The following is a 19,411-nucleotide window of genomic DNA, read 5'->3' as shown; positions in this document are numbered from 1 at the left end:
GCGCCAAGTCGCCGGCGCCTGCGGCCGGTCAATCTCTGCCTCTCGGCGCTCTGAAGGAGCCGGGCTTTAGCGACCCTCCCGCCACCAGGCGCTGCCCAAGGCCATCAGGAAGGCGATGGCCACGACGATGCCGGGGAGCAGCGGTGTCTGGTTGATGCCGGCGACGGTGTAACCCTCGTTGCGCCGCAGCCCGATCCAGTCCGAGCCGCCGGCGGCCCGTCCAGGGCGTACCGAGCGGATGTCGGGCTCGGAATGATCGGCCAGCCAGATCAGGCTGCCATTGGACGCTTCCACCAGGGGCTTCAGCTTCTCGTCGGTGGCGCGCACGTCGGAGAATTCCAGCGGATCGGGATTTCCAACGGCGGCGACGGTGTGCAGCGTCCCATCGTCGAAGCGATAAAGGCCCGGCTTGTCGACGTCGACGACGGCGCGGCCCAGCCCCGGTTCGACCTGGGTGAGCTTCAGTGTGCTCGTGGCGCCGCCAGACGGTGGCGTGCCCGGCGCCGTCATGGTCACGTCGGGGAAGCTGGTGGCGAGGGTGCGCCGCGTGATCTCGATATGGCCGCCCACCGCGGTGGCGCGCAGCGCCTCCTCCTCGAGGTCGGGCTCCTTCATCAGCCAGTGCGCCACACGCCGCACCAGTTCCGGCTGAGGTCCGCCGCCGTCGATGCCGCGGTTCCACAGCCACAGCTGATCCGACATGATCTGCGCCACGCGGCCCTGTCCGACGCGGTCGAGCACGACCAGCGGCTGCTCGTCAGCGCCGCTCAGGACGGTATTGCCGTGCTCGGCGCGGGACGTAACCACGCGGAACCAGCGGCCCCAGTCCGGCTCCTTGCCCGGTGCGCCGGCCTGCGGCAGGTCGGCTGTCACGGGATGGCGGCGGCCGATGTCGGTGATCTTGGGCTTGAAGCCCTGCTCGACCACGTCACCCGACGGTGCAGCCGGCAGGATGGCGCCGAGCGGCGTGCGATAAAGCGAACGCTGGGTGGCGAAGACCGGCCCGACCGAGACCAGCAGCGCGCCACCGCCCTTCACGTACTCGGCGATGTTGCGGAAGTAATCGCGGGTGATCAGGTTCCCCGACTCGTAACGGTCGAAGATGATGAGATCGAATTCCTTGAGCTTCTGCTCGAACAGCTCGCGCATCGGGAAGACGATCAGCGACAGTTCCCGCACCGGCGTGAAATCGTCCTTCTGCGGCGTGCGCAGGATGGTGAAGTGCACGAGGTCGACGGCCGGGTCGCTCTTCAGCAGGTTGCGCCACGCCCGTTCGCCCTGATAGGGCTCGCCCGACACCAGCAGCACGCGCAGCCGGTCGCGCACGCCGTTGATGGTGAAGAGGGCGCGGTTGTTGTCGAGCGTCAGCTCGCTCTGGCCCGGCGACGTCTCGAGCTCGACGATGTTGGGTCCTGGATTGGTGACCGTGATGGGGAGCTCGACCGATTTTCCGACCGGCACATCCATGTGCCGCACGACCTCGCCGCCGACCGAGATCGTGACCGGGGCGGTGCCGCCGGACGGATCCTCGACCCGGAACTTCGCCGTCACCTGACGCCCGACCACGCCGAAGCGCGGCGACTGTTCGACCACGATCAGCCGGTCGCGCTCGTTCTTCTTGCCGGCGATCAACGCATGCAGCGGGGCGCCGCCGAGTTCCGGCGGCAGGGACGGCGGCACGTCGTGGACTTGTCCGTCGGTCAGGAGCACCACGCCGGCCAGCCGCTCCGGCGGCACGTCGACAAGCGCCGATCGCATGGCCTCGATCAGCCGCGTGCCGCCCGGCCGCTCGCTGCCGAGCTGGATGTGCGCCGGCGGCAGCACGGCCTCGCGGATTTCGAGTCCCTGTTCCTGGCCGAACTTGCGCTTCAGCATCTCGCGCGCCGCCTGGACCTGCTGGCGGCGCTCGCCGATCGACATCGAATCGCTGTCGTCGACCACCACCAGGGCCACGTCGGCGATCGGCTTGCGCTTCTCCTCGACCAGCGAGGGGTTGGTCAGCGCAGCCAGCACCACGGCGATGGCGCCCAGCCGCCAGATCGTCCCGCGCGCGCCGGCCCGCAGGCCCATCAGGATGAGCAGCAGGCCAATGCCGCCCAGCACGGCGAGCACGGTCCACGACAGCAGGGGATCGAAGGCGACGGAAACCGCCGAGGACATGTTCATCGGCGCAGCCTCTGCATGATGTCCTGGATATGGACCTGGTCGTCCTTGTAGTTGCCGGTCAGCGCGTGCATCACGAGGTTGACGCCGAAGCGGTACGCCATCTCGCGCTGCGTCTCGCCGCCGGGCGATACCGGCAGCAGGCCGCGGCCTCGCTGGTCGACCGCCCAGGCGCCGGCATAGTCGTTGGAGCCGATCAGGATGGTGCTGACACCGTCATTGACGCGACCGTTGCCGGCTTCGATCCAGATCTTGCCGCCCTGCCAGCGGCCCGGCATGTCGGACAGCAGATAGAACGATTTGGTCAGCACGTGGTCGGGCGGCATGCTGACCAGCGGCGGCATCTCGATGCCGCCCAGCAACCGCTTGAGGTCGGGGTTGCCGCCGACCGGCCGGTCGAAACTCATCTGCTGGTCGCGCGTGTCGATGAAGATGATGCCGCCCGTGCGCAGATAGCGATCGAGTGCAGCCGACGCGCGCGGCGACAGATTGGGCTGTGTCGCGGTGATCGGCCAGTAGATCAGCGGATAGAGACGCGGCTCGTCGCGGTCGAGATCGAGCGCCACCGGATCGGCGGGCTCGACCGAGGTGCGATTGCGCAGTACCTCGCTCAGCCCTTCCAGGCCGGCGCGGCTGGTGTCGTCCACATCCTTGTCGCCGGTGACGATATAGGCGAGGCGCACATCCAAGGCGCCGCGCAGCGCCTGGGCATCGGTCAGCGGCGGCGCGGCGGTGGCCGCGTCGGTGGCTGGAGCTGCGGCTTGGGTCGATACCGGCGGTCTTGCCGGTTGCTGCGCCTGGATGTCGGGTGGAGTGGCCAGGAACCCGAACAGCGTCAGCGCCAGCGCGGCGGGGACGGCGCGGCGGAGCCGCAGCGCGCGCGGGAACATACCGCGCAGCCACAGCGAGATCAGGAGATCGGCCAGCAGCAGGATCGCCGCGGCCAGCAGGAACCAGCGCGACAGATCGGTCTCGCCGCCTTCGGACAGGCGGTCGGTGCTGGCGCCCGACGGCACGACCAGGGGCTTGGGGGCCGCGACATGATCGCCGAGATTGAAGGCGACCTGGGCGTTCTCGTCGCCATACAGGCCAGGAGGAGTCGTGGGGCCGGGCTTGAAGCTCTTGTCGGCATCGGCCGGCAGCATCTGCGCGCCGGCAGGGGGAGCGCCCAGGCGGCCGAACCCGTCCAGCGTGCGCCAGGGCTTCAGGGCCTTGTTGATGCCGTCGCCGGCGACGCCGCGCGACAGCAGCACCAGCCGCTGCAGCATGTCGACGAACAGGCCGGAGAGGGCGAGATTGCTCCAGCCGGTATTGGCCGTGGTGTGCACCAGGACGAGATAGCCCTGGCCACGCTTCTCGGCGGTCACCAGCGGCGTGCCATCGGTAAGGCGGGCCCAGGTCTTGTCGGCCAGGTCCGGCGTCGGCTCCGCCAAAACCTGCTGGGAGATGCGGACGTCCTTGGGGATCGGAATGCCGAAGAACGGGCTGTTGGTCGGAAAGTCGGCGAGCGTGGCGGGCTTGCCCCAGCTCATGACGCCGCCCAGCGCACGGTCGCCAAGCCTCAACGGTGTCGGCACCAGGGTATCGCCGCCGGCGGCCAGGTTGGGGCCGGCGAAGCGCACCGCGACACCGCCGCTTTCGATCCACTTGGCGATCTCCTCGCGGTCGGCCGGCGAGGGGGCGGAACTGTCCGGAATCAGCAGGACCGCGGTGTTGCGATTTAGCACGTTCTCGCGGTCGCCGATGCTCAGGCTGACATAGGGGTCGAGGGCGCGCTCGAGGAAGTAGACTTCCTGCAGCAGCGGCTGGCCGGCGGCGGCGGCGCGCTCGCCCAAGATCGAGACCGGCCGGCGGCGATGGCGTTCGTCGAGCAGCACGGCGCTACCGGCACCGCCCTGGTTCTCGATGTCGAGGCGCGCCATGCGGTTGCGCAGCTCGGCTGGCGCGGGGAGGACGCCTTCGCCCTGCGTGCCGGTGGCGGGGAAATCGAGCTCGATGCGCGCCACGACGCGGCCCTGGTCGTCGGCGGCCTGGATGGCGGCGCGACGCGGTCCATCGGCGACCGGACGAAGGGCGCGCACCTTGAGGTCGCGACCTTCGGCATCGGGTGGCAGCAGGACCAGCGGCGTCGTCACCTGATCGGGCAGGATCACCTGCAAGCCGCTGAAACGGCGCAGACGCTCGCTCAGCGCGTCGGTGCCCGCATCCTGCAAACCGTCGCTCAACCACACCGCATAGGCGGCGGGATCGACCTGCATGCGATCGAGTTCGGCCGCCGCGGCGGCGCGATCGGTCGGCCATGGCTTGGGCCGGAAGGCACGCAGCAGCGTCCGCGCTTCCTCCGGCCGCAGCGCGCCGTGGCGCGTCGTCGGCGCGTCCAGCGGTGCCGGCGCGGTGCCCATGACGATGACCGGCCGGCCACTCCGTTCGGCGCGATCGATCAGCCGCTCGGCATGGGTGATGCGCGTCGCCCAGCCGGGCGCCGACGCCCAGCCATCGTCGATCATCAGGAGGAGCGGCCCATGGCCCGGCAGATCGGCCTGGGGATTGAGGATTGGCCGCGCGACCGCGACGATCAGGGCAATCGCCAGCAACAGGCGCAGCAGCAGCAGCCACCACGGCATCTTCATCGGCGTCTGCTCGGTCGGCTCGAGGCCGATCAGCAGCCGGATGGCCGGGAACTGCACGATCCGCGGCAAGGGCGGGATCATACGCAGCAGCCAGTAGATCACCGGCAGCACGAGCAGGAGCGCCAGCATGCCGGGCGCGGCGAAGGCGAAGGCGCCGAGATTCAGCATGCTGCGTCCTCGGGGGAGCGAGCCACTCCGATGAAGGAAGTGCCCATCGCGCTAGGCCGCGTTCAGCCGACGCAGGTCGGCCATGGCGAGATAAAGAGACAGCAGGATCGTCTGCGGCGGCCGATCGGTGCGGTGCAGATGCACAGTCCAGTCGGCGGGGCGGGCGAGGCGCTGCAAGCCTTCGCGCTGTGCCGCCAGCCGGGCGCTGTAGGCGGCACGCACGCCCTCGACGCGGCGGATCGTGTGCTGGCCTTCTGCCTCGAGTCCCTCGAACTTCACATGCCCCTGGAACGGCAGATCCTCTTCGGCCGGGTCGAGCACCTGCACGAGATGGCCGCGCACGCCGGCGCTGGCATAATGGCGGATCATCGCCTCGATCTGGTCGAGCGGATCGAGCCAGTCGGACACCAGCACGATCGTCCCATGCGCCGGCAGGGGCACCAGCGGCGGCAGGCTCGAGGACGGGCCGGCGCCGCGGCTCCTTTCGGCGAACAACGCCTCGGCCACCCGCCGCACCGCGATGCGTCCAGTGCTGGGCCGCAGTCCGCTTCCCAGCAGCGCGATGCGCTCGCTGGCATCAGTGAGGAGGCTGGCCAGGGCCAGCGTGATGAGTTCGGCGCGCTCTGCCTTGGTTTCGAGATTGCGCAGTGAGGCGTACTGCATCGATGGCGACGCATCGCGCCACAGCCAGACGCTGGCGGCCGCTTCCCATTCGGTCTCGCGCACGAACAGGTTGCGGCTGCGCGCGCTCTGGCGCCAGTCGATGCGGCTCACGCTGTCCCCCTCGCGATAGGGCCGGTACTGCCAGAAGGCGTCGCCCTGGCCGACACGGCGCCGGCCATGCACGCCCTGGATGACGGTGGCGGCAACGCGGTCGGCCGCCACCATCAACGCCGGCAGTGTTTCGGCGAGTTCGAGCGAGCGATTGAGGACGGAAGCGGAGGGCATCGATTGGGGGACCTGCAACCGCTAGGCCAGCCTGGCGCACATCTGGGCGATTACCGCATCGATGGTCACGCCTTCGGCCCGCGCGGAGAAGTTCACCGCCATGCGGTGGCGCAGGATCGGACCGGCCAGCGCGACGACGTCGTCGACGGAGGGCGCCAGGCGGCCCTGGATGATCGCCCGTGCGCGGCAGGCCAGCATGAAAGCCTGGCTGGCGCGCGGGCCGGGACCCCAGGCCACGCGCTGCCGGACGATGTCGAGGTCACTGGTCTCGGGACGGCCGGCCCGCACCAGCTTGAGGATCGCATCGACGACGCTTTGCCCGACCGGCAGCCGCCGCACCAGCAACTGGGCGGCCATCAGGTCGGCCGGCGTCAGGGCCTGGACCGCGACCGGCACATTGGCGCCGGTGGTGGCGATCATGATCTGACGTTCGGCCTCCTCGTCGGGATAGCCGACATCGACCTGCAGCAGGAAACGGTCGAGCTGGGCTTCCGGCAGAGGATAGGTGCCTTCCTGTTCCAGCGGGTTCTGGGTCGCCAGCACATGGAACGGCTCGGGCAGGTCGTAGCGCTTGCCGGCCACCGTGACATGCTTCTCCTGCATGCTCTGCAGCAGCGCCGACTGGGTGCGCGGGCTGGCGCGGTTGATTTCGTCGGCCATCAGGAGCTGGGCGAAGACCGGGCCGGGGATGAAGCGGAAGGAGCGGCGGCCGCCCTCCGACTCCTCCAGCACTTCCGAGCCCAGGATATCGGCCGGCATCAGGTCGGGCGTGAACTGGATGCGCTTGGCGTCCATGCCCAGCACGGTGCCGAGCGTCTCCACCAGCTTGGTCTTGGCCAGGCCCGGCACGCCGATCAACAGGAGGTGACCGCCGGACAGGAGCGCAACCAGCGTTTGATCGATGACGTCCTGCTGGCCATAAATGACCTGGCCGATGGAGAGGCGGGCGGCGCGTAGTTGCCCGCCGAGCCGTTCGATATCGGCCAGGGCAGCCTGGGCGTCGGCGTCGGTCGCGGTCGATGTGTCGGGGGCCACGAGGCGCTCCTGTTGTCGATGGGATTACGGTTGAGGGAAGCCCAGAATTGAGGCCGGAACAAGGGCATGACGTTAGAAGAAATTGTACGCCGGGTGCGTGATCGAAGCGCACGTTTGGCATCCGGTTTGCCCGTGGCCCCGCCTCCCATCGGCAGCGATTTCTCCCTGAACGGGGTGGTGCCGCCGCCGGAGAGGTGGCGGCCGGCCTCGGTGCTCGTGCCGCTGGTCAAGCACGACCGCGGCGTGACCGTGCTGCTCACCCAGCGCACTGACGACATGCCCAGCCATGCCGGCCAGATCGCCTTTCCCGGCGGCCGGCGCCAGGCCGACGATCCCGACGCGGTGGCCACGGCCCTGCGCGAGACCGAGGAAGAGGTTGGCCTGTCGCGCAAATTCGTCGATGTCGTGGGCTCGATCGATCTCTACCGGACCGGCACCGGCTACGAGATCACGCCCGTCGTCGGCGTCGTCAATCCTGGATTCACGCTCCATGCGGATCCGCGTGAGGTCGCCGACGTGTTCGAAGTGCCTCTCGAGCACTTCCTCGACGAAGTGAATCACCGGATCGACTCTCGCACCTGGCAGGGTCGCGAGCGGCGCTACTACGCCATGCCCTATGGAGAACGCTATATCTGGGGGGCAACTGCCGGCATGCTCAAGAACCTGCATTTCATCCTGACGGCTGGGACCTAGAATGGCCGCGCTCGAGTGTCGGCCCGCCGGTCGACCCGGATCCCGAAGCGGGCGGGCGCCCGCCGGCCGAACGACCACGAGGGCCCGTTGATACGCCTCCTGCTGCTGGTGATCGTCCTCGTGAGCGCGCCGACGGCCGCGTTTTTCCTGTGGGCCTGGGCCGTGAAGATCAAGCAGGAGCGCAAGCTCGCCGGCACCTTGCCGGAATGGCAGGACCTGCCGTTCACCTGGCTCGCCATTGCCGGCCTCGTCTGTGTCATCGTCGGGTTCCTGGTGATGTTTTTTACCCAGAATCAGGGCTATGGCGGCTTGTTCGCGCCGTGACTATGACGCTCCTGCGATGAAGCCTTCCGACCGTATTCCGGTACCTGCCTGGATGACCGATGCGCGCGCGCAACGTCTGTTCGCTGCCCTGCGCGCGGCCGGCGTGACCGCGCGCTTCGTCGGCGGGTGCGTGCGCAACGCCGTGCTCGGTCGCGAGATCGACGACATCGACCTCGCCGTCGATCGGCCGCCAGAGACGATCATCGCCGCGCTGGAAGCGGCCGACATCAAGGCGATTCCCACCGGCATCAAGCACGGTACCGTCACAGCCCTGATCGATCATCGTCCGTTCGAACTGACGACCCTGCGGCTCGATGTCGAGACGGACGGCCGACGGGCCGTTGTCGCCTTCACCGACGATTGGCTGCAGGATGCCGAGCGGCGCGACTTCACGTTCAACGCGCTCTACGCCGACGCCGATGGCACACTCTACGATCCGTTCGACGGTCGCCGCGATCTTCAGGCGGGACGGGTCCGCTTCATCGGCGATCCCGACCGTCGCATCGGCGAAGATCGCCTGCGCGTCCTGCGGTTCTTTCGCTTCTATGCCTGGTTCGGCAGGCCGCCACTCGATGGAGCGGGCTTCGATGCCTGTCGGCGCAATGCCGGGACGCTGGGCGCGCTATCGGGGGAGCGCGTGTCCAAGGAGCTGTTGCGGCTGCTCAAGGCGCCGGCGCCGGCCGATGCGGTCGAGGCGATGGTCGAAGCGGGAGCGCTCGACCGCTGGCTCCCGGAATATGTCGGAACGACGCGGCTCAAGGCGCTGATCGGGCGCGAGCCGGTCGCCGATGGCCTGCGCCGGTTGGCGGCGATGCTGGGGCCCGATGCCGATGCCACCGCCATCGGCAAGCGCCTGAAGCTGTCGACCCAGGATTCGGTGCGTCTGGGGGTGATGCTGGCGCGCGAGCCCGTGCTCGATCTCGCCGGCGGGCCGAAGGCCTGGCGGGCGCAGATCTATCGCCTGGGCAGCAAGCTCTATATCGATCGCCTTCTGCTCGCCGTCGACGTACCCGGCGACTGGCAGGCGGCCCTTGCCCTTGCCCGGACCTGGACGCCCCCGGAACTACCGGTCGGCGGTGGCGATGCGCTGAAGCTCGGCCTCGCGCCCGGCCCGAGGATCGGTGCGCTCATGACCGCGGTCGAGGATTGGTGGGTGGCGGGAGACTTCGTCGCCGATCGTGCCGCCTGCCTGGCCGAGCTTGCGCGTCTGGCCAAGGCGGCCTGAGAGCGACGTCATGATTCGTCCCGGTGTCACGCTTGCGCTGTGGTTCGCGCTCGCCCTCATGATCGTGGTCAACGATATGATCGGCGATACCTGGATCGCCATGGCGCTCACCGTGCGCGCGGTCGAATGGTACAAGGTTCTCGTACCGCTGCCCTATGTGGTGTTGCTGGCCATCATCCATGCGCGGCGGACGGCTGGCCCGCGCTGGTTCGAGGCGGCGTTGCTGGCCACGCTGCTGTGGGCGCCATCGACGGTGCTGGTCGACTTCCTCTACGCTCATTGGACGTTCGGCACCGAGGCGCCCGAGTTCCTTGATCGCTTCGCCTTCTGGTGGGGCGTGCCTTATCCGCTTCTGGTGCTGACGTTGCTCGCCGCGCCGATCCTCGCCGGATGGGTGGTCGCGCGCTCGGGGGCGTCCACCCGCGCCTCGCGACGCTCCGCTTGAGCCGACGCTGACGGCCGGTCAGAGCGCCGGTCCGTAGTCGAAGCGCAGATCGACGGCGTCGGAGCGAAAGCGGGTGAGGGACAGCTCGACGGGTTGGCCCGTCTCCGCATTCACGTTGACGCTGTTGGCGCACAGGATCGGCAGGTCCAGCGGCACGAACAGCAGCCGGACGTCCGTCGGGGATGGCCGGTCGGCGCTGACATGGCTCTCGCGCCGTCGAAGACGCACTCCGAACTGCCGATCGATGTGCTTGTGGAGCGATCCCTCCTTGTATGTGGAGGCGAGTGCGTCGACATCGAGGCCGAAGAACAGGTGACGGATCCAGCACACCGGAGTGCCGTTGGCGTATCGTGCCGTGACCAGTTTCCCGTTCGGCCGCGCCTTCACCAGCGCCTTTGCAAGCGCGATCTCGTCCGACGTCGGCTCGCCGTCCGCCTGCACGACCGTCGTGGTGGCGGACATGCCGGCGAGTTCCGCTGAGGTCGTGAAGCGCGTGTCGTAGCTCAGTCGATGTTCCATGCGCCGCCGCGCGACGATGCTGCCGGAGCCATGCACGGTGGTGATGAGGCCCTGTCGCTCCAGCTCGCTGAGGGCGCGGCGAACCGTATGCCGGTTGACCTTGAACTCGTCGGCGAGCTCGCGTTCGGACGCGATCTTGCTGCCCGGCGGATAGGTCGCCGGAATCGCCTGACGCACGAGTTCGGCGATGTCGGCATAGCCAAGCGACTTGCGCGGTGCCGATGAGGCGCCGGGTCTGCGCCTGACGCCGTTCGCATTTGCCATCTCGCCCCCTCCCGCTGGCATCCACTACCCGGGCATCGGAGTCACGCGACCATAGCCGCGGCGTCACCCACCCGTCACGCGTGACTGGTATAGACCAGTTGACGCCGGCTCTTCATTCCCTCGGATCGGGTGATCGAGCAAGCGCCAAGTGTACCACCGCTTACCGAATCACGATCCATGGAGCAGTCTATGAAGCGCAGAGACGTTTTGGGTGCGTTCGGTGCGACCGCGGTGATGACATTTGCGGGATCGCGGGCGCGGGCCGAGCAATTGCTGCCCTTCTACGATCTGCCGGCCAAGTACATGAACTGGGCGGCTCTCGGTACTGCCTACGAGAAGCGCACCGGCGTCAAGCTCACGATCGATCTCAAGACCGGCTCCAGCACGGCGCTGGCGGCGATGAAGGCGGAAGTGGCCCGGCCTCAGGTCAATGGCGCGTTCTGGTCGCTCGACATCGCGATCGAGGGCAAGAAGGCCGGCGTCACCATGCCGTACAAGCCCAAGGGCTTCGACGCCATTCCCGACAGCCGCAAGGACCGCGATGGTCACTGGTGGGCCATGAGCTCGGCGAACATCGTGATCGGTGCCAACACCGACGTGCTCCGGAAGCACAACCTGCCGCTGCCGAAGACCTGGAACGATCTGCTGAAGCCCGACTACAAGGGCCTGTGCGGCATGATGGAGCCGACCTATTCCGGCACCGCGTCGACCTTCGCGTACGGCATTAATTTCATCCAGGGCGGCACCAAGGACGACTTCACGCCGGGCATGAAGTGGCTAAAGGCCTTCGCGGACAATGGCGGCCAGTATCGCAGCGAGACGATGGGGCCGCGCCTGGTGACGGGCGATGTCGGTATCCTGATCGATGCGGAAGGCAATATCCTCCTGCCCAAGGCCGAGGGCGCGCCGGTGGTCGTGATCGCGCCGCCGGACGGCGTCGTGGCCGTCGAACTCGGCATGTCGATGATGAAGGGCGCACCTGATCAGGAGCGCGCCCGACAGTTCTTCGACTGGCTGCTCGGCGACGAGGCCCAGTCGATCATCGGCGCCAGCTACTTCCGTCCTGTCCGCAAGGAGACGCTGCCCAAGGCGGTCGCGGCCGAACTCGGCGAGCCGGAGAAGCTGATTCCGCTCGATCTCGAGCACGAGGCGGCGGTGGTGACCAACCTCAAGCGCGCCTTCACCGAAATCGTCACACGCGGCGGCGATCTGGCGGACGTGTTGCGCCGCTATCGTCTTGCGGCTTAGCCGCCGCGGCGGGCAGGGATCGAGACCATGACTCTGACGCGCGGTGCGGCCGTCATGCTGCTGCTGTTCCTGGTCGCGGCGGTGCTTGTGCCGGCGGCGCAGGTCCTGCGCACCAGCCTGACGGATGCCGAGGGATCGTTCACCATCGCCTATTACGCCCAGGTCCTGGCCGATCCCTATTTTCGATCGTCGCTGATCGGCACCATGGTCTTCTGTGCGGCCACATCGGTCGCGGCGACCCTGCTGGCTTTGCCGGCCGGTTGGCGGATCGGTCGTGGCGGCCGCGGTGCGGTGTATCTTCGGGCGTTCTGTCAGGCCAACTATGCCTTTGGCGGTATCGCCTACGGCATGCTTGTCGTCACCTTGATCGGCAATGTCGGCCTAGTGCCGCTGGCCGAGCATGCCCTGTTCGGCACGGAGTGGACGAAGGGCGTTGCCTATACCGTGCCCGGTCTGGTGATCGCCTATTTCGGGTTCCAGATCCCCCGTGCCGCGCTGCTGCTGGCGCAGGCTATCGAGAAGCTCGATCCGCGCCTTCTCGACGCCGCCCGCACGCTGGGGGCAAGCCCGGTCCAGAAGACACTTCTGGTCGTCCTGCCGCTGCTGCGCGGTGCGCTCACCAGCACGGTGCTGTCGACGTTCCTGATCTCGCTCGCCTCGTTCGGCGTCGCGCTGCTGGTCAGCCGCAAGCTCACGATCTACGCGGTCGCCATCTACAAGGAGTTCATGGCGTTCAGCGAATTCGGGTCGGCGGCGGCAATGGCCGTGATCCTCAGTGTGTCGGCTGTGCTCGCGGCCGTGGCGGCGCGGCGCTTTGCCGGCCGTACCGACATGGCGGGGCTGTGATGGACATCACCTTGCGCGATATCCGGAAGACGTTCGGGCATACCGACGTCCTGCGCGGCATAAACCTCACTTTCCGATCCGGGACGGTGACGGTTCTCCTCGGACCGTCGGGTTCGGGCAAGACGACACTGCTCAATATCGTGGCCGGCCTCGTGCCCGCGACCGGCGGCCATGTGCTGTTCGGCGGCCAGGACGTGACCGCGCTCCCGGTCGAGGCACGTCACATCGGCTACGTGTTTCAGAGCCACGCCCTGTTTCCGCATCTGACGGCGGCGGGGAATGTCGAGTTCCCCTTGCGCGTGCGCGGCGTCGGCCGTGGCGAACGGCGGCAGCGGGCGCGCGATGCCCTGGCAATCGTCGAGATGGCGCATCTGGCGGAGCGGGACGTGTCGACACTGTCGGGTGGCCAGCGGCAGCGTGTGGCGATCGCGCGGGCACTGGTCGCCAATCCGGACGTGCTGTTGCTCGACGAGCCGTTGTCGGCGCTGGATCCCCAGTTGCGAGACCGCATCCGCGAAGAGTTGCGCGCGCTTCTCGAGCCGTTGCCGGTCCCGGTGGTGCTCGTCACGCACGACCAGCACGATGCCTTCGTTCTCGCCGACCAGGTCGTGCTGCTGCATGGCGGCGAGGTGGCGCAGTTGGGAACGCCGCAGGACCTTTACTTGCGGCCGGCCAACGAGACCGTCGCTCGGTTCTTGGGGATTGCCAGCTATCTCGCCGACGACGAGGGCAACCGGCGGCTGGTGCGACCCGAGGATCTCGAACTCGCCGCGGACGACGGGCCTTGCGACGTCGTCCTGCGCATCGAGCGGGTCCAGTTCCTGGGCGATCGCCAACGCGTTACCGGTTCAACCCCTGACGGCGACGCGCCGATCATCGTCGATGTGAGCAAGGCGGCAAGGGTTGCGGCTGGGGAACTCGCGCGGTTCCGTATCCGGCGCAACGGTCGCACAATGCCTGTCGCGGCCCAAGCGTCGCATCTTGTCGGTCCTGGGTACTGAGATGGCGCGCACCCCGCACCCGATACGCAAGGGTATCGTCCTCTCGGCCTGGGCCCTGATCGAGCCGATCGTGGTCTGGTCGGCGCCTCTCCTGCTCGTGGCCCCACTCGTCTTTCTCTTCGTCGGTGCCTTCACGCGAAGTTGGGACAGTCGCGGCCTCGCCGGCTTCTCCATTTCCGGCATCGTCGAATCGTTCGAGATCGTGCGGGAGTCGATCGTCTTCAGCTGGGCGCTCGCCTTGGCCACCGCCGTCATCACCACGGCGATTGCGGTGCCGCTGGCCTATGCCTGCAAGTCCCGCGACAATCGACTGGGACGGCTCCTGACGGAGATGGCCGTCCTGCCCGTCGTCCTTCCGCCGCTCCTGCTGGCCATGGGATTGATGCTGGCCTATCCGGTCCTGCAGGCCGGATGGATCATCCTGCTGATTGCCCACGTCGCCCAGACGCTGCCTTTCGCCATGTGGCCGATCGTGGCCGCGCTGTCCGTGCTCGATGTCGCGACCCTCGATACGGCTGGCCGTACACTCGGCGCCTCGCCATTGCAGCGGCTGATGCTGGTCGTCCTTCCCAACGTCTGGCGTTCGGCGGCGACGGGCGCCGCCACGTCCTTCGTCCTTTCCTTTTCGGAGACGGGCAGCAGCCTGTTCCTCGGCTCAGCGCACTATCGCCCGATCGGTGTCGTGCTGGTCGATACCTTCCTCAATCTCGATCAACGTCTCGCCGCCGGTGCGACGGTCCTGTTCACCGTCTGTCTGTTGCCGGCGCTGCTGCTGCTCGAGCTGCTGCTCGGATTCGGCGGCAAGCGGGCAACGTCACGCACCAGGCCCGAGCCGGCCGCTCTCTTGACTCAATCCCCGATCCTCGAACCCGGAGGCAGCAGATGAAGATCCAGACCTATCGCGAATTCTGGCCCTACTATCTTGACCAGCATCGCCATGCCACGACTCGCGCGATCCATTATGTCGGCGCGGCGAGCTTCATCGGCTTCGCCATCGCCGCCGCGGTCACGCTGAATGCCTGGCTGCTCGTTCCGGCCTTTGCGCTGTTCTACCTGCCGGCCTGGGTCGCGCATTTCGTCATCGAGGGCAATCGACCGGCGACTTGGGCCTATCCCATCTGGTCGTTCGTCAGCGATCTGCGCATGTTCGCCTACTGGCTGGTGGGCAGGCTGAGCACGGAGCTGCACCGTACCCGGCAACAGGCGTCCGCCGCTGCGCACTCGTAAGTGCGGACGGACAACCATGACGACAACGGTCACATTCGCCGGCTGCGGCGACGCCTTCGGCTCCGGCGGTCGGTTCAATACCTGCTTCCTGGTGGACACGCCCGGCCTGCGCTTCACCATCGATTTCGGCGCCTCGAGCCTGATCGCCCTGAAGAAGCTCGGGGTCGATCCGAACACCATCGATGCCGTCATCCTCACGCACTTCCATGGCGATCATTGCGGCGGTGTGCCGTTCCTGTTGCTCGATGCTGCCCTCGGTGCCCGCCGACGCACGCCGCTCACCATCATCGGACCGAGGGACACGCAGGCGCGTATCATGGCCATGGGAGAAGCGCTGCTGCCGGGCATGCACAAGCGCGCGCCACAGTTCGAGCTGACGTACCTCGATAGCGGCTTCCGCCAGCCCTTCCGGCATGGCCCGCTGACGGTGACGAGCTTTCCGGCCGCTCATACCGACGCCACCAACCCGGCCTCCGTCAGGGTGGAAGTGAACGGCAAGGTGGTGGCCTACACAGGCGACAGTGCCTGGACCGAGGACGTGCCCGCACTCGCGCAGGATGCCGACCTGTTCATCTGCGAAAGCTACTTCTACGACACGCAGATCCGGTTCCACATGAACCACATCGATATTCTCCAGCACAGAGCCGAGCTTTCGCCCAAGCGCATGGTGCTGACCCATCTCAGTCCGGAGATGCTGGCGAATCTCGACCAGGCGTCCGAGGAGTGCGCGTATGACGGCCTGACTGTCGCACTCTAGAGCATTCGCCGCTCACGACGCCGCGCCGGGCAAGTATGCGACCGCGGCGACGTCCTGCTGATGGAGTCGGGCCCAATCCCCGACGCGGTATAGTGCTGCTCCAGTCGAGCGATCCACCGTCAGGCGACAAGCGGTCATGGTCTCGTCGTCGCATGCCGGGGTTTGCGGTCCTCGCCTTGGGCGCCCTCAAATGCTTGCACAATCCATCGCCGCACTGTGCGCAACTGCTTGACGGCCCGCAAATCCCGATGAACGAGCAGCCAAGGGGTTCGCGTCGGCAACAATAGCCGGAGCGTCACCCGTTCGATATCCTCGAATTCGCGCGTGAACATATCTGGGAGCAAGCCGATCCCAACTCCAGCCCTGACGGCCTCGATAAGGGCTCCCGTACTCGATGTGGTGAAGACGACCCGACTCTCGAGGCCCATATCCGAGATCCATTTGATTTCCGGTATTTCACCGTAACTTTCATTGAAGGCAACGAGCCGTTCTTCGGAGAGGTCGATAGCGCGGGGATTGCGGCCTCGAAGATAGCCTCTTGCTGCGTAGAGGCTCATTGTCAGCGTGGCCAATCTTCGGGCAACGAGGCTGTCCCCTTTGGGCTGGGACAGTCGAATCGCCAGGTCGGCTTCGCGACTGATGAGGCGGGCATTCTCGGTCGCCGACCTGAGATCGACTCGGACCGTGGGATCCATGCGGAACAATTGCGCTATCTGCGGCGCCAGGATGCCGGACACGATCGGTTCGGTGGCCGATATCCGTATGGGCTCCGGCCAATCCGCCATCCGCAACGACGCGGCAATGCGCTGGACCTCGTCGATCTGGCGTGCACCGGCATTCGCCAGGGTCAGGATTTTCGTTCCGTTGTTCGTCAATTGAACGCCTGTCGGCGACTTGTCGACGAGCCGTATGCCCAGAACCGATTCCAATGAATTGATCCGCCGGCCGATTGTCGCGGTGCTCATGCCAAGGCGCTTCGCACCGCCGCTGAGGGTTCCGGCGTTCGCGACGGCGACGAAGCAGTGAAGATCATCCCAGAACATGCTTTTCAACCATGAAAATCTGTTTTTCATCATACTCCATTCCGCTCGGAGCGAAGCCATAGGATCGTCCGGTCGAAACTTTCGAACGAAGCACGAAAGGGTGATCGGATGTCGACTGACGTTGTTGCGCGGGAGTTGTCTTGGACCTCGCCGCTGCCCTGGCTTTCAGTGATCGTGCTGGGGGCGCTCTTTGCAATCGGCGTACGGGCCGTCATGGCGCCTGCGACGGCGGCATCCGGGTTCGGGATACCTCTCACGGAAGGTAATGGGCTCGCCTACGTTCAGGCCTTCGGCGCTCGAAACATAGGCCTCGGTCTTTTCGCCCTGCTGGCGATTGCGCTCGACCAAAGGCGCAGCGTCGGCATCTTTTTCCTCTGCGCCGCGGTCATTGCCCTCATCGATGCCTATGTCGTCTCACGACACTTGGGCTTTGGCTTGTCCATTGCGAGGCCTGCCGTCATTGCGCTGGTGCTCGCCGCCCTTGGCGGCTTTCTGCTGCGCTGATTGCAGAAAGGGAAGATCCATGCGGCACGCGGTGTTTGTGAAGCCCGGTCTCGTAGAGTGGCGCGAGGCTCCCGACCCTTGTCTACAAGGCGATCTCGAGGCGCTGGTACGGCCGGTCGTGGTCGGGCGCTGCGATCTCGACGTCGCCTTTGTCCGCGGCCGGATGCCGATGCTTGCGGGCGCGCCCATCGGACACGAGATCATCGGAGAGATCTTGTCGGTCGGCGATAAGGTGAAGCGCTTGCGGCCAGGTCAAAGCGTGTTCGTGCCTGCCCAAATCTCCTGCGGCGTCTGCGGCAACTGCCGGCGCGGCTTTACCGGACGATGCAGCGCGGTTCCATTTGCGGCATCCTACGGTATGGGCCGAGAGGGAGGGTATGGCGGCGGTCTTGCCGACATTGTTCGCGTTCCCTTCGCCGATGCGATGCTGACGCCGGTGCCCGCTCATGCCGATCCATCGAGCCTGATCGGTCTCGCCGACATGGCGGCGGACGCATGGCGCGCGGTCGCGCCTCGCCTGGCGCGCCATCCCGAGGCGCGCGTCGCTGTTCTCGGTGGAGATGCGCAGATCATCGGCATCTATTCAGCCGGATTGGCCGTTGCCTTGGGCGCTGCGACTGTAAGGTATATCGATCGCGACCCGCGGCGGACGGCGATTGCGGCCAGCTATGGCGCTGAGGTGGCAACCGATTTCGAGTCGGAGGCAGGGGCATACGACGTCGTGGTCGTGGCCAACGCAACGGCTAGCGCCCTGATGAAGGCGTTCGACCTCGCTGCCCCGGGGGGCGATGTGGTCAGCGTGACGCCAAGCATGTTGGAGCAACCGACGTTTGATACTCGTGTTCTCTATCATCGCGGTGTCCACTGGACGATCGGCCGGCCCGATTGCCGTCACAGCCACGACGGCGTCCTGTCGGCTTGGGCCAATTGCGGCTTCCGCGCCGATCGCGTGCCGACGTTGGAAGTGTCGTGGGAGGAGGCCCCGGCAGCATGGTCAAGCCGCGAACTCTATGTCGCGGCAGTCCGCTCGTTCGGGACGACGCCAGGTAGGAAACTCGGGCAAATCGGCGCCGAAAGACCATTAGACTAATTATACAACATCGTTCCCTGGGATACGTCCGGACGAACAAGCGCTCACGGCTCGCATCCGGCCATGCAGGAGGCTCGGCCTCACGGGAATGTGTTCGAGGCGCGCCGCCGGATACTCCTTTGCGGTCGCGCGAATCCAGCGCTCCTCGCGGCCTGCGTCACAAATCCGACGGGTAGGCCGTGAAGGTAATGTGGTCCAGCGCGTTGTGATCCTTGGACGAGACGGATCGGTCTTCCTCGTCCACGAAGAACAGAAGACTCATCGCCGCCGCGAACATGATCAGCGCATTGAATAGAAGAAGCCGCGTAACCATGGCGGAACATCCTTCGAATGGCACCTGCGAAGGGGCAGGTGCTCATAATACGAAGTACCACCTATGAGCGTGCCTGGATCGTGTCACTTTCTTCAATAATTCGTGTAGTCGTCGCACAGGCTGTGCGAGGCATTCGCGCCGGAACGCCCCGATAGCGCCCGGGGATGGCGGGTCGCGCCCGCTCGTAGCTCCGCATGCAACGAAAGGAATCAGTCATGTTGCAGCGTAGCGGTCCGGTGATCTCCGCCATCCTCCTCGTCGCCCTGGAACTGGTCGCTCTCCCGACCGCGCCGCCGGCTCTGGCGCAGGCCAGCCTGAATGTCGGCATCGCGATCGGCACGCCGCCGCCAGCCCCCATGCCGGAACCCGTGCCGGCCGCCCGGCCAGGCTATGTCTGGGCGCCGGGTTACTGGGCCTGGCAGGAAGGGCGCCACGTCTGGAGGCCGGGCCGATGGCTGGCCGAACGGCCGGGCTATCGCTGGGAGTCGGACCGCTGGCATCACGATCACGACGGATGGCGCCACGACCCCGGGCATTGGGTTCGTGGTTAGCGCCGAGAGCACGCCGCCTGGCGCTTGCAGGAGGACAACAAGGAGAGTTCCGGCGAGCGCCATTCTCTCTTTGCTCTGTGGCGATCGGTTCGGCACGACCGCCCCGTCGGCGTCGGCGGGAGTTCAGGCGTGACGAACAACAGACGTCGACTCCTTCTCCTCTGGCTTCTCCTGTCGACGATCTGGATCGTCTTCGCCCTTCGGCACTTCAAGGATCATCGCGATCTGGAGATCGATGACGAGCTGGGCGGCCGTTCGTGGACGTTCGCCCAGGCCATCGATCTGGCGGCCCTGCTGGTCGGCGTACCGTTGGCCGTTCTCGGAAGCGCGATCGCCCTCGGCTGGATCTTCGGTGGACCGCGGCGTTAGCGATCGGATCGAAGCGGTAGCTGACCTCTTGGTAAGGTCATACGGTAC

21 protein-coding genes are annotated in these 19,411 nt (G+C 66.7%); 14 read left to right on the top strand and 7 right to left on the bottom strand.

Annotated elements, in window-relative coordinates; genetic code table 11:
• Positions 1–66 precede the first annotated feature (66 nt).
• From B5D62_RS13750 to B5D62_RS13735, 4 genes are read right to left on the bottom strand one after another with little or no spacing between them, the layout of a single operon-like run.
• On the bottom strand, positions 67–2,166 hold the full coding sequence (locus B5D62_RS13750) for a hypothetical protein (protein ID WP_231714801.1): 2,100 nt from the start codon (positions 2,164–2,166) through the stop codon (positions 67–69).
• Positions 2,163–4,961 carry a DUF4159 domain-containing protein gene (locus tag B5D62_RS13745; RefSeq protein WP_085934407.1) on the bottom strand — a complete coding sequence of 933 codons (2,799 nt, stop codon included), beginning with the start codon at positions 4,959–4,961 and terminating at the stop codon, positions 2,163–2,165. Before B5D62_RS13745 ends, B5D62_RS13750 begins: the two co-directional genes overlap by 4 nt.
• A 51-nt stretch (positions 4,962–5,012) precedes the next feature.
• Complete coding sequence (locus B5D62_RS13740; protein WP_085934406.1) at positions 5,013–5,909, bottom strand: DUF58 domain-containing protein; 897 nt, start codon at positions 5,907–5,909, stop codon at positions 5,013–5,015.
• Positions 5,910–5,930: 21 nt separating this feature from the next.
• Positions 5,931–6,944 carry an AAA family ATPase gene (locus B5D62_RS13735; protein WP_085934405.1) on the bottom strand — a complete coding sequence of 338 codons (1,014 nt, stop codon included), beginning with the start codon at positions 6,942–6,944 and terminating at the stop codon, positions 5,931–5,933.
• 132 nt (positions 6,945–7,076) lie between these two features.
• Between B5D62_RS13735 and B5D62_RS13730 the strand changes: the two genes are divergently transcribed.
• The 4 genes from B5D62_RS13730 to B5D62_RS13715 all read left to right on the top strand — a co-directional run bounded on the left by B5D62_RS13730 (position 7,077) and on the right by B5D62_RS13715 (position 9,631).
• Positions 7,077–7,637: a CoA pyrophosphatase gene (locus tag B5D62_RS13730; protein WP_231714800.1), complete on the top strand. Its 561-nt coding sequence runs from the start codon at positions 7,077–7,079 to the stop codon at positions 7,635–7,637.
• Between the two features lie 87 nt (positions 7,638–7,724).
• Positions 7,725–7,961 carry a hypothetical protein gene (locus tag B5D62_RS13725; RefSeq protein ID WP_085934403.1) on the top strand — a complete coding sequence of 79 codons (237 nt, stop codon included), beginning with the start codon at positions 7,725–7,727 and terminating at the stop codon, positions 7,959–7,961.
• A gap of 16 nt (positions 7,962–7,977) precedes the next feature.
• Positions 7,978–9,186 carry a CCA tRNA nucleotidyltransferase gene (locus tag B5D62_RS13720; RefSeq protein WP_085934402.1) on the top strand — a complete coding sequence of 403 codons (1,209 nt, stop codon included), beginning with the start codon at positions 7,978–7,980 and terminating at the stop codon, positions 9,184–9,186.
• A gap of 10 nt (positions 9,187–9,196) precedes the next feature.
• Positions 9,197–9,631: a hypothetical protein gene (locus B5D62_RS13715; RefSeq protein WP_139373870.1), complete on the top strand. Its 435-nt coding sequence runs from the start codon at positions 9,197–9,199 to the stop codon at positions 9,629–9,631.
• An 18-nt stretch (positions 9,632–9,649) separates the two neighbouring features.
• On the opposite strand, the gene B5D62_RS13710 is transcribed toward B5D62_RS13715, so the two are convergent.
• Positions 9,650–10,414, bottom strand: coding sequence for a GntR family transcriptional regulator (locus tag B5D62_RS13710; protein ID WP_170920932.1), 765 nt, complete (start codon positions 10,412–10,414; stop codon positions 9,650–9,652).
• A 189-nt stretch (positions 10,415–10,603) separates the two neighbouring features.
• Between B5D62_RS13710 and B5D62_RS13705 the strand changes: the two genes are divergently transcribed.
• From B5D62_RS13705 to B5D62_RS13680, 6 genes are read left to right on the top strand one after another with little or no spacing between them, the layout of a single operon-like run.
• Positions 10,604–11,662: an extracellular solute-binding protein gene (locus B5D62_RS13705; protein WP_170920931.1), complete on the top strand. Its 1,059-nt coding sequence runs from the start codon at positions 10,604–10,606 to the stop codon at positions 11,660–11,662.
• Between the two features lie 27 nt (positions 11,663–11,689).
• A complete protein-coding gene (locus B5D62_RS13700; protein WP_085934398.1) occupies positions 11,690–12,508 on the top strand; it encodes an ABC transporter permease subunit in 819 nt (272 codons plus the stop codon).
• A complete protein-coding gene (locus B5D62_RS13695; protein WP_085934397.1) occupies positions 12,508–13,509 on the top strand; it encodes an ABC transporter ATP-binding protein in 1,002 nt (333 codons plus the stop codon). The genes B5D62_RS13700 and B5D62_RS13695 overlap by 1 nt, the downstream gene beginning before the upstream one ends.
• A gap of 1 nt (position 13,510) precedes the next feature.
• A complete protein-coding gene (locus tag B5D62_RS13690) occupies positions 13,511–14,395 on the top strand; it encodes an ABC transporter permease (RefSeq protein ID WP_085934396.1) in 885 nt (294 codons plus the stop codon).
• Complete coding sequence (locus B5D62_RS13685) at positions 14,392–14,736, top strand: Mpo1-like protein (protein ID WP_085934395.1); 345 nt, start codon at positions 14,392–14,394, stop codon at positions 14,734–14,736. Before B5D62_RS13690 ends, B5D62_RS13685 begins: the two co-directional genes overlap by 4 nt.
• 16 nt (positions 14,737–14,752) lie before the next feature.
• Positions 14,753–15,493, top strand: a complete 741-nt coding sequence (locus B5D62_RS13680; RefSeq protein ID WP_085934394.1) for an MBL fold metallo-hydrolase — start codon at positions 14,753–14,755, stop codon at positions 15,491–15,493.
• 134 nt (positions 15,494–15,627) lie between these two features.
• Here B5D62_RS13680 and B5D62_RS13675 read toward each other — a convergent pair whose 3' ends face one another.
• On the bottom strand, positions 15,628–16,569 hold the full coding sequence (locus B5D62_RS13675; protein ID WP_170920930.1) for a LysR family transcriptional regulator: 942 nt from the start codon (positions 16,567–16,569) through the stop codon (positions 15,628–15,630).
• A gap of 75 nt (positions 16,570–16,644) precedes the next feature.
• Here B5D62_RS13675 and B5D62_RS13670 point away from each other — a divergent pair, with 75 nt between their 5' ends.
• Both B5D62_RS13670 and B5D62_RS13665 read left to right on the top strand, forming a co-directional pair.
• On the top strand, positions 16,645–17,040 hold the full coding sequence (locus B5D62_RS13670) for a DUF4267 domain-containing protein (RefSeq protein WP_085934392.1): 396 nt from the start codon (positions 16,645–16,647) through the stop codon (positions 17,038–17,040).
• 19 nt (positions 17,041–17,059) lie between these two features.
• Positions 17,060–18,130, top strand: coding sequence for an alcohol dehydrogenase catalytic domain-containing protein (locus B5D62_RS13665; protein ID WP_170920929.1), 1,071 nt, complete (start codon positions 17,060–17,062; stop codon positions 18,128–18,130).
• Positions 18,131–18,287: 157 nt separating this feature from the next.
• On the opposite strand, the gene B5D62_RS33375 is transcribed toward B5D62_RS13665, so the two are convergent.
• On the bottom strand, positions 18,288–18,443 hold the full coding sequence (locus B5D62_RS33375) for a hypothetical protein (protein ID WP_170920928.1): 156 nt from the start codon (positions 18,441–18,443) through the stop codon (positions 18,288–18,290).
• Positions 18,444–18,658: 215 nt separating this feature from the next.
• On the opposite strand from B5D62_RS33375, the gene B5D62_RS13660 reads away from it, so the two are divergent.
• Together B5D62_RS13660 and B5D62_RS13655 are read left to right on the top strand one after the other, a co-directional pair.
• Positions 18,659–18,994 (top strand): YXWGXW repeat-containing protein, encoded by a 336-nt coding sequence (locus B5D62_RS13660; RefSeq protein ID WP_170920927.1) that lies wholly within the window; start codon positions 18,659–18,661, stop codon positions 18,992–18,994.
• 129 nt (positions 18,995–19,123) lie between these two features.
• Positions 19,124–19,363, top strand: coding sequence for a hypothetical protein (locus tag B5D62_RS13655; protein ID WP_139373869.1), 240 nt, complete (start codon positions 19,124–19,126; stop codon positions 19,361–19,363).
• The last annotated feature ends 48 nt before the right edge of the window (positions 19,364–19,411 follow it).

It is taken from the genome of Enhydrobacter aerosaccus (genome assembly GCF_900167455.1).
In the GTDB taxonomy this organism is placed as follows: domain Bacteria; phylum Pseudomonadota; class Alphaproteobacteria; order Reyranellales; family Reyranellaceae; genus Reyranella; species Reyranella aerosaccus.
Note: the sequence above shows the minus strand (reverse complement) of the source record. Positions and strands in the feature narration are given on the sequence as shown.

Coding starts and splice junctions, on each gene's coding strand:
- B5D62_RS13750 (WP_231714801.1), bottom strand. CDS start 2,166: ATGAACATGTCCTCGGCGGTTTCCGTCGCCTTCGATCCCCTGCTGTCG.
- B5D62_RS13745 (WP_085934407.1), bottom strand. CDS start 4,961: ATGCTGAATCTCGGCGCCTTCGCCTTCGCCGCGCCCGGCATGCTGGCG.
- B5D62_RS13740 (WP_085934406.1), bottom strand. CDS start 5,909: ATGCCCTCCGCTTCCGTCCTCAATCGCTCGCTCGAACTCGCCGAAACA.
- B5D62_RS13720 (WP_085934402.1), top strand. CDS start 7,978: ATGAAGCCTTCCGACCGTATTCCGGTACCTGCCTGGATGACCGATGCG.
- B5D62_RS13715 (WP_139373870.1), top strand. CDS start 9,197: ATGATTCGTCCCGGTGTCACGCTTGCGCTGTGGTTCGCGCTCGCCCTC.
- B5D62_RS13710 (WP_170920932.1), bottom strand. CDS start 10,414: ATGGCAAATGCGAACGGCGTCAGGCGCAGACCCGGCGCCTCATCGGCA.
- B5D62_RS13705 (WP_170920931.1), top strand. CDS start 10,604: ATGAAGCGCAGAGACGTTTTGGGTGCGTTCGGTGCGACCGCGGTGATG.
- B5D62_RS13700 (WP_085934398.1), top strand. CDS start 11,690: ATGACTCTGACGCGCGGTGCGGCCGTCATGCTGCTGCTGTTCCTGGTC.
- B5D62_RS13695 (WP_085934397.1), top strand. CDS start 12,508: ATGGACATCACCTTGCGCGATATCCGGAAGACGTTCGGGCATACCGAC.
- B5D62_RS13690 (WP_085934396.1), top strand. CDS start 13,511: ATGGCGCGCACCCCGCACCCGATACGCAAGGGTATCGTCCTCTCGGCC.
- B5D62_RS13685 (WP_085934395.1), top strand. CDS start 14,392: ATGAAGATCCAGACCTATCGCGAATTCTGGCCCTACTATCTTGACCAG.
- B5D62_RS13680 (WP_085934394.1), top strand. CDS start 14,753: ATGACGACAACGGTCACATTCGCCGGCTGCGGCGACGCCTTCGGCTCC.
- B5D62_RS13675 (WP_170920930.1), bottom strand. CDS start 16,569: ATGATGAAAAACAGATTTTCATGGTTGAAAAGCATGTTCTGGGATGAT.
- B5D62_RS13670 (WP_085934392.1), top strand. CDS start 16,645: ATGTCGACTGACGTTGTTGCGCGGGAGTTGTCTTGGACCTCGCCGCTG.
- B5D62_RS13665 (WP_170920929.1), top strand. CDS start 17,060: ATGCGGCACGCGGTGTTTGTGAAGCCCGGTCTCGTAGAGTGGCGCGAG.
- B5D62_RS33375 (WP_170920928.1), bottom strand. CDS start 18,443: ATGGTTACGCGGCTTCTTCTATTCAATGCGCTGATCATGTTCGCGGCG.
- B5D62_RS13660 (WP_170920927.1), top strand. CDS start 18,659: ATGTTGCAGCGTAGCGGTCCGGTGATCTCCGCCATCCTCCTCGTCGCC.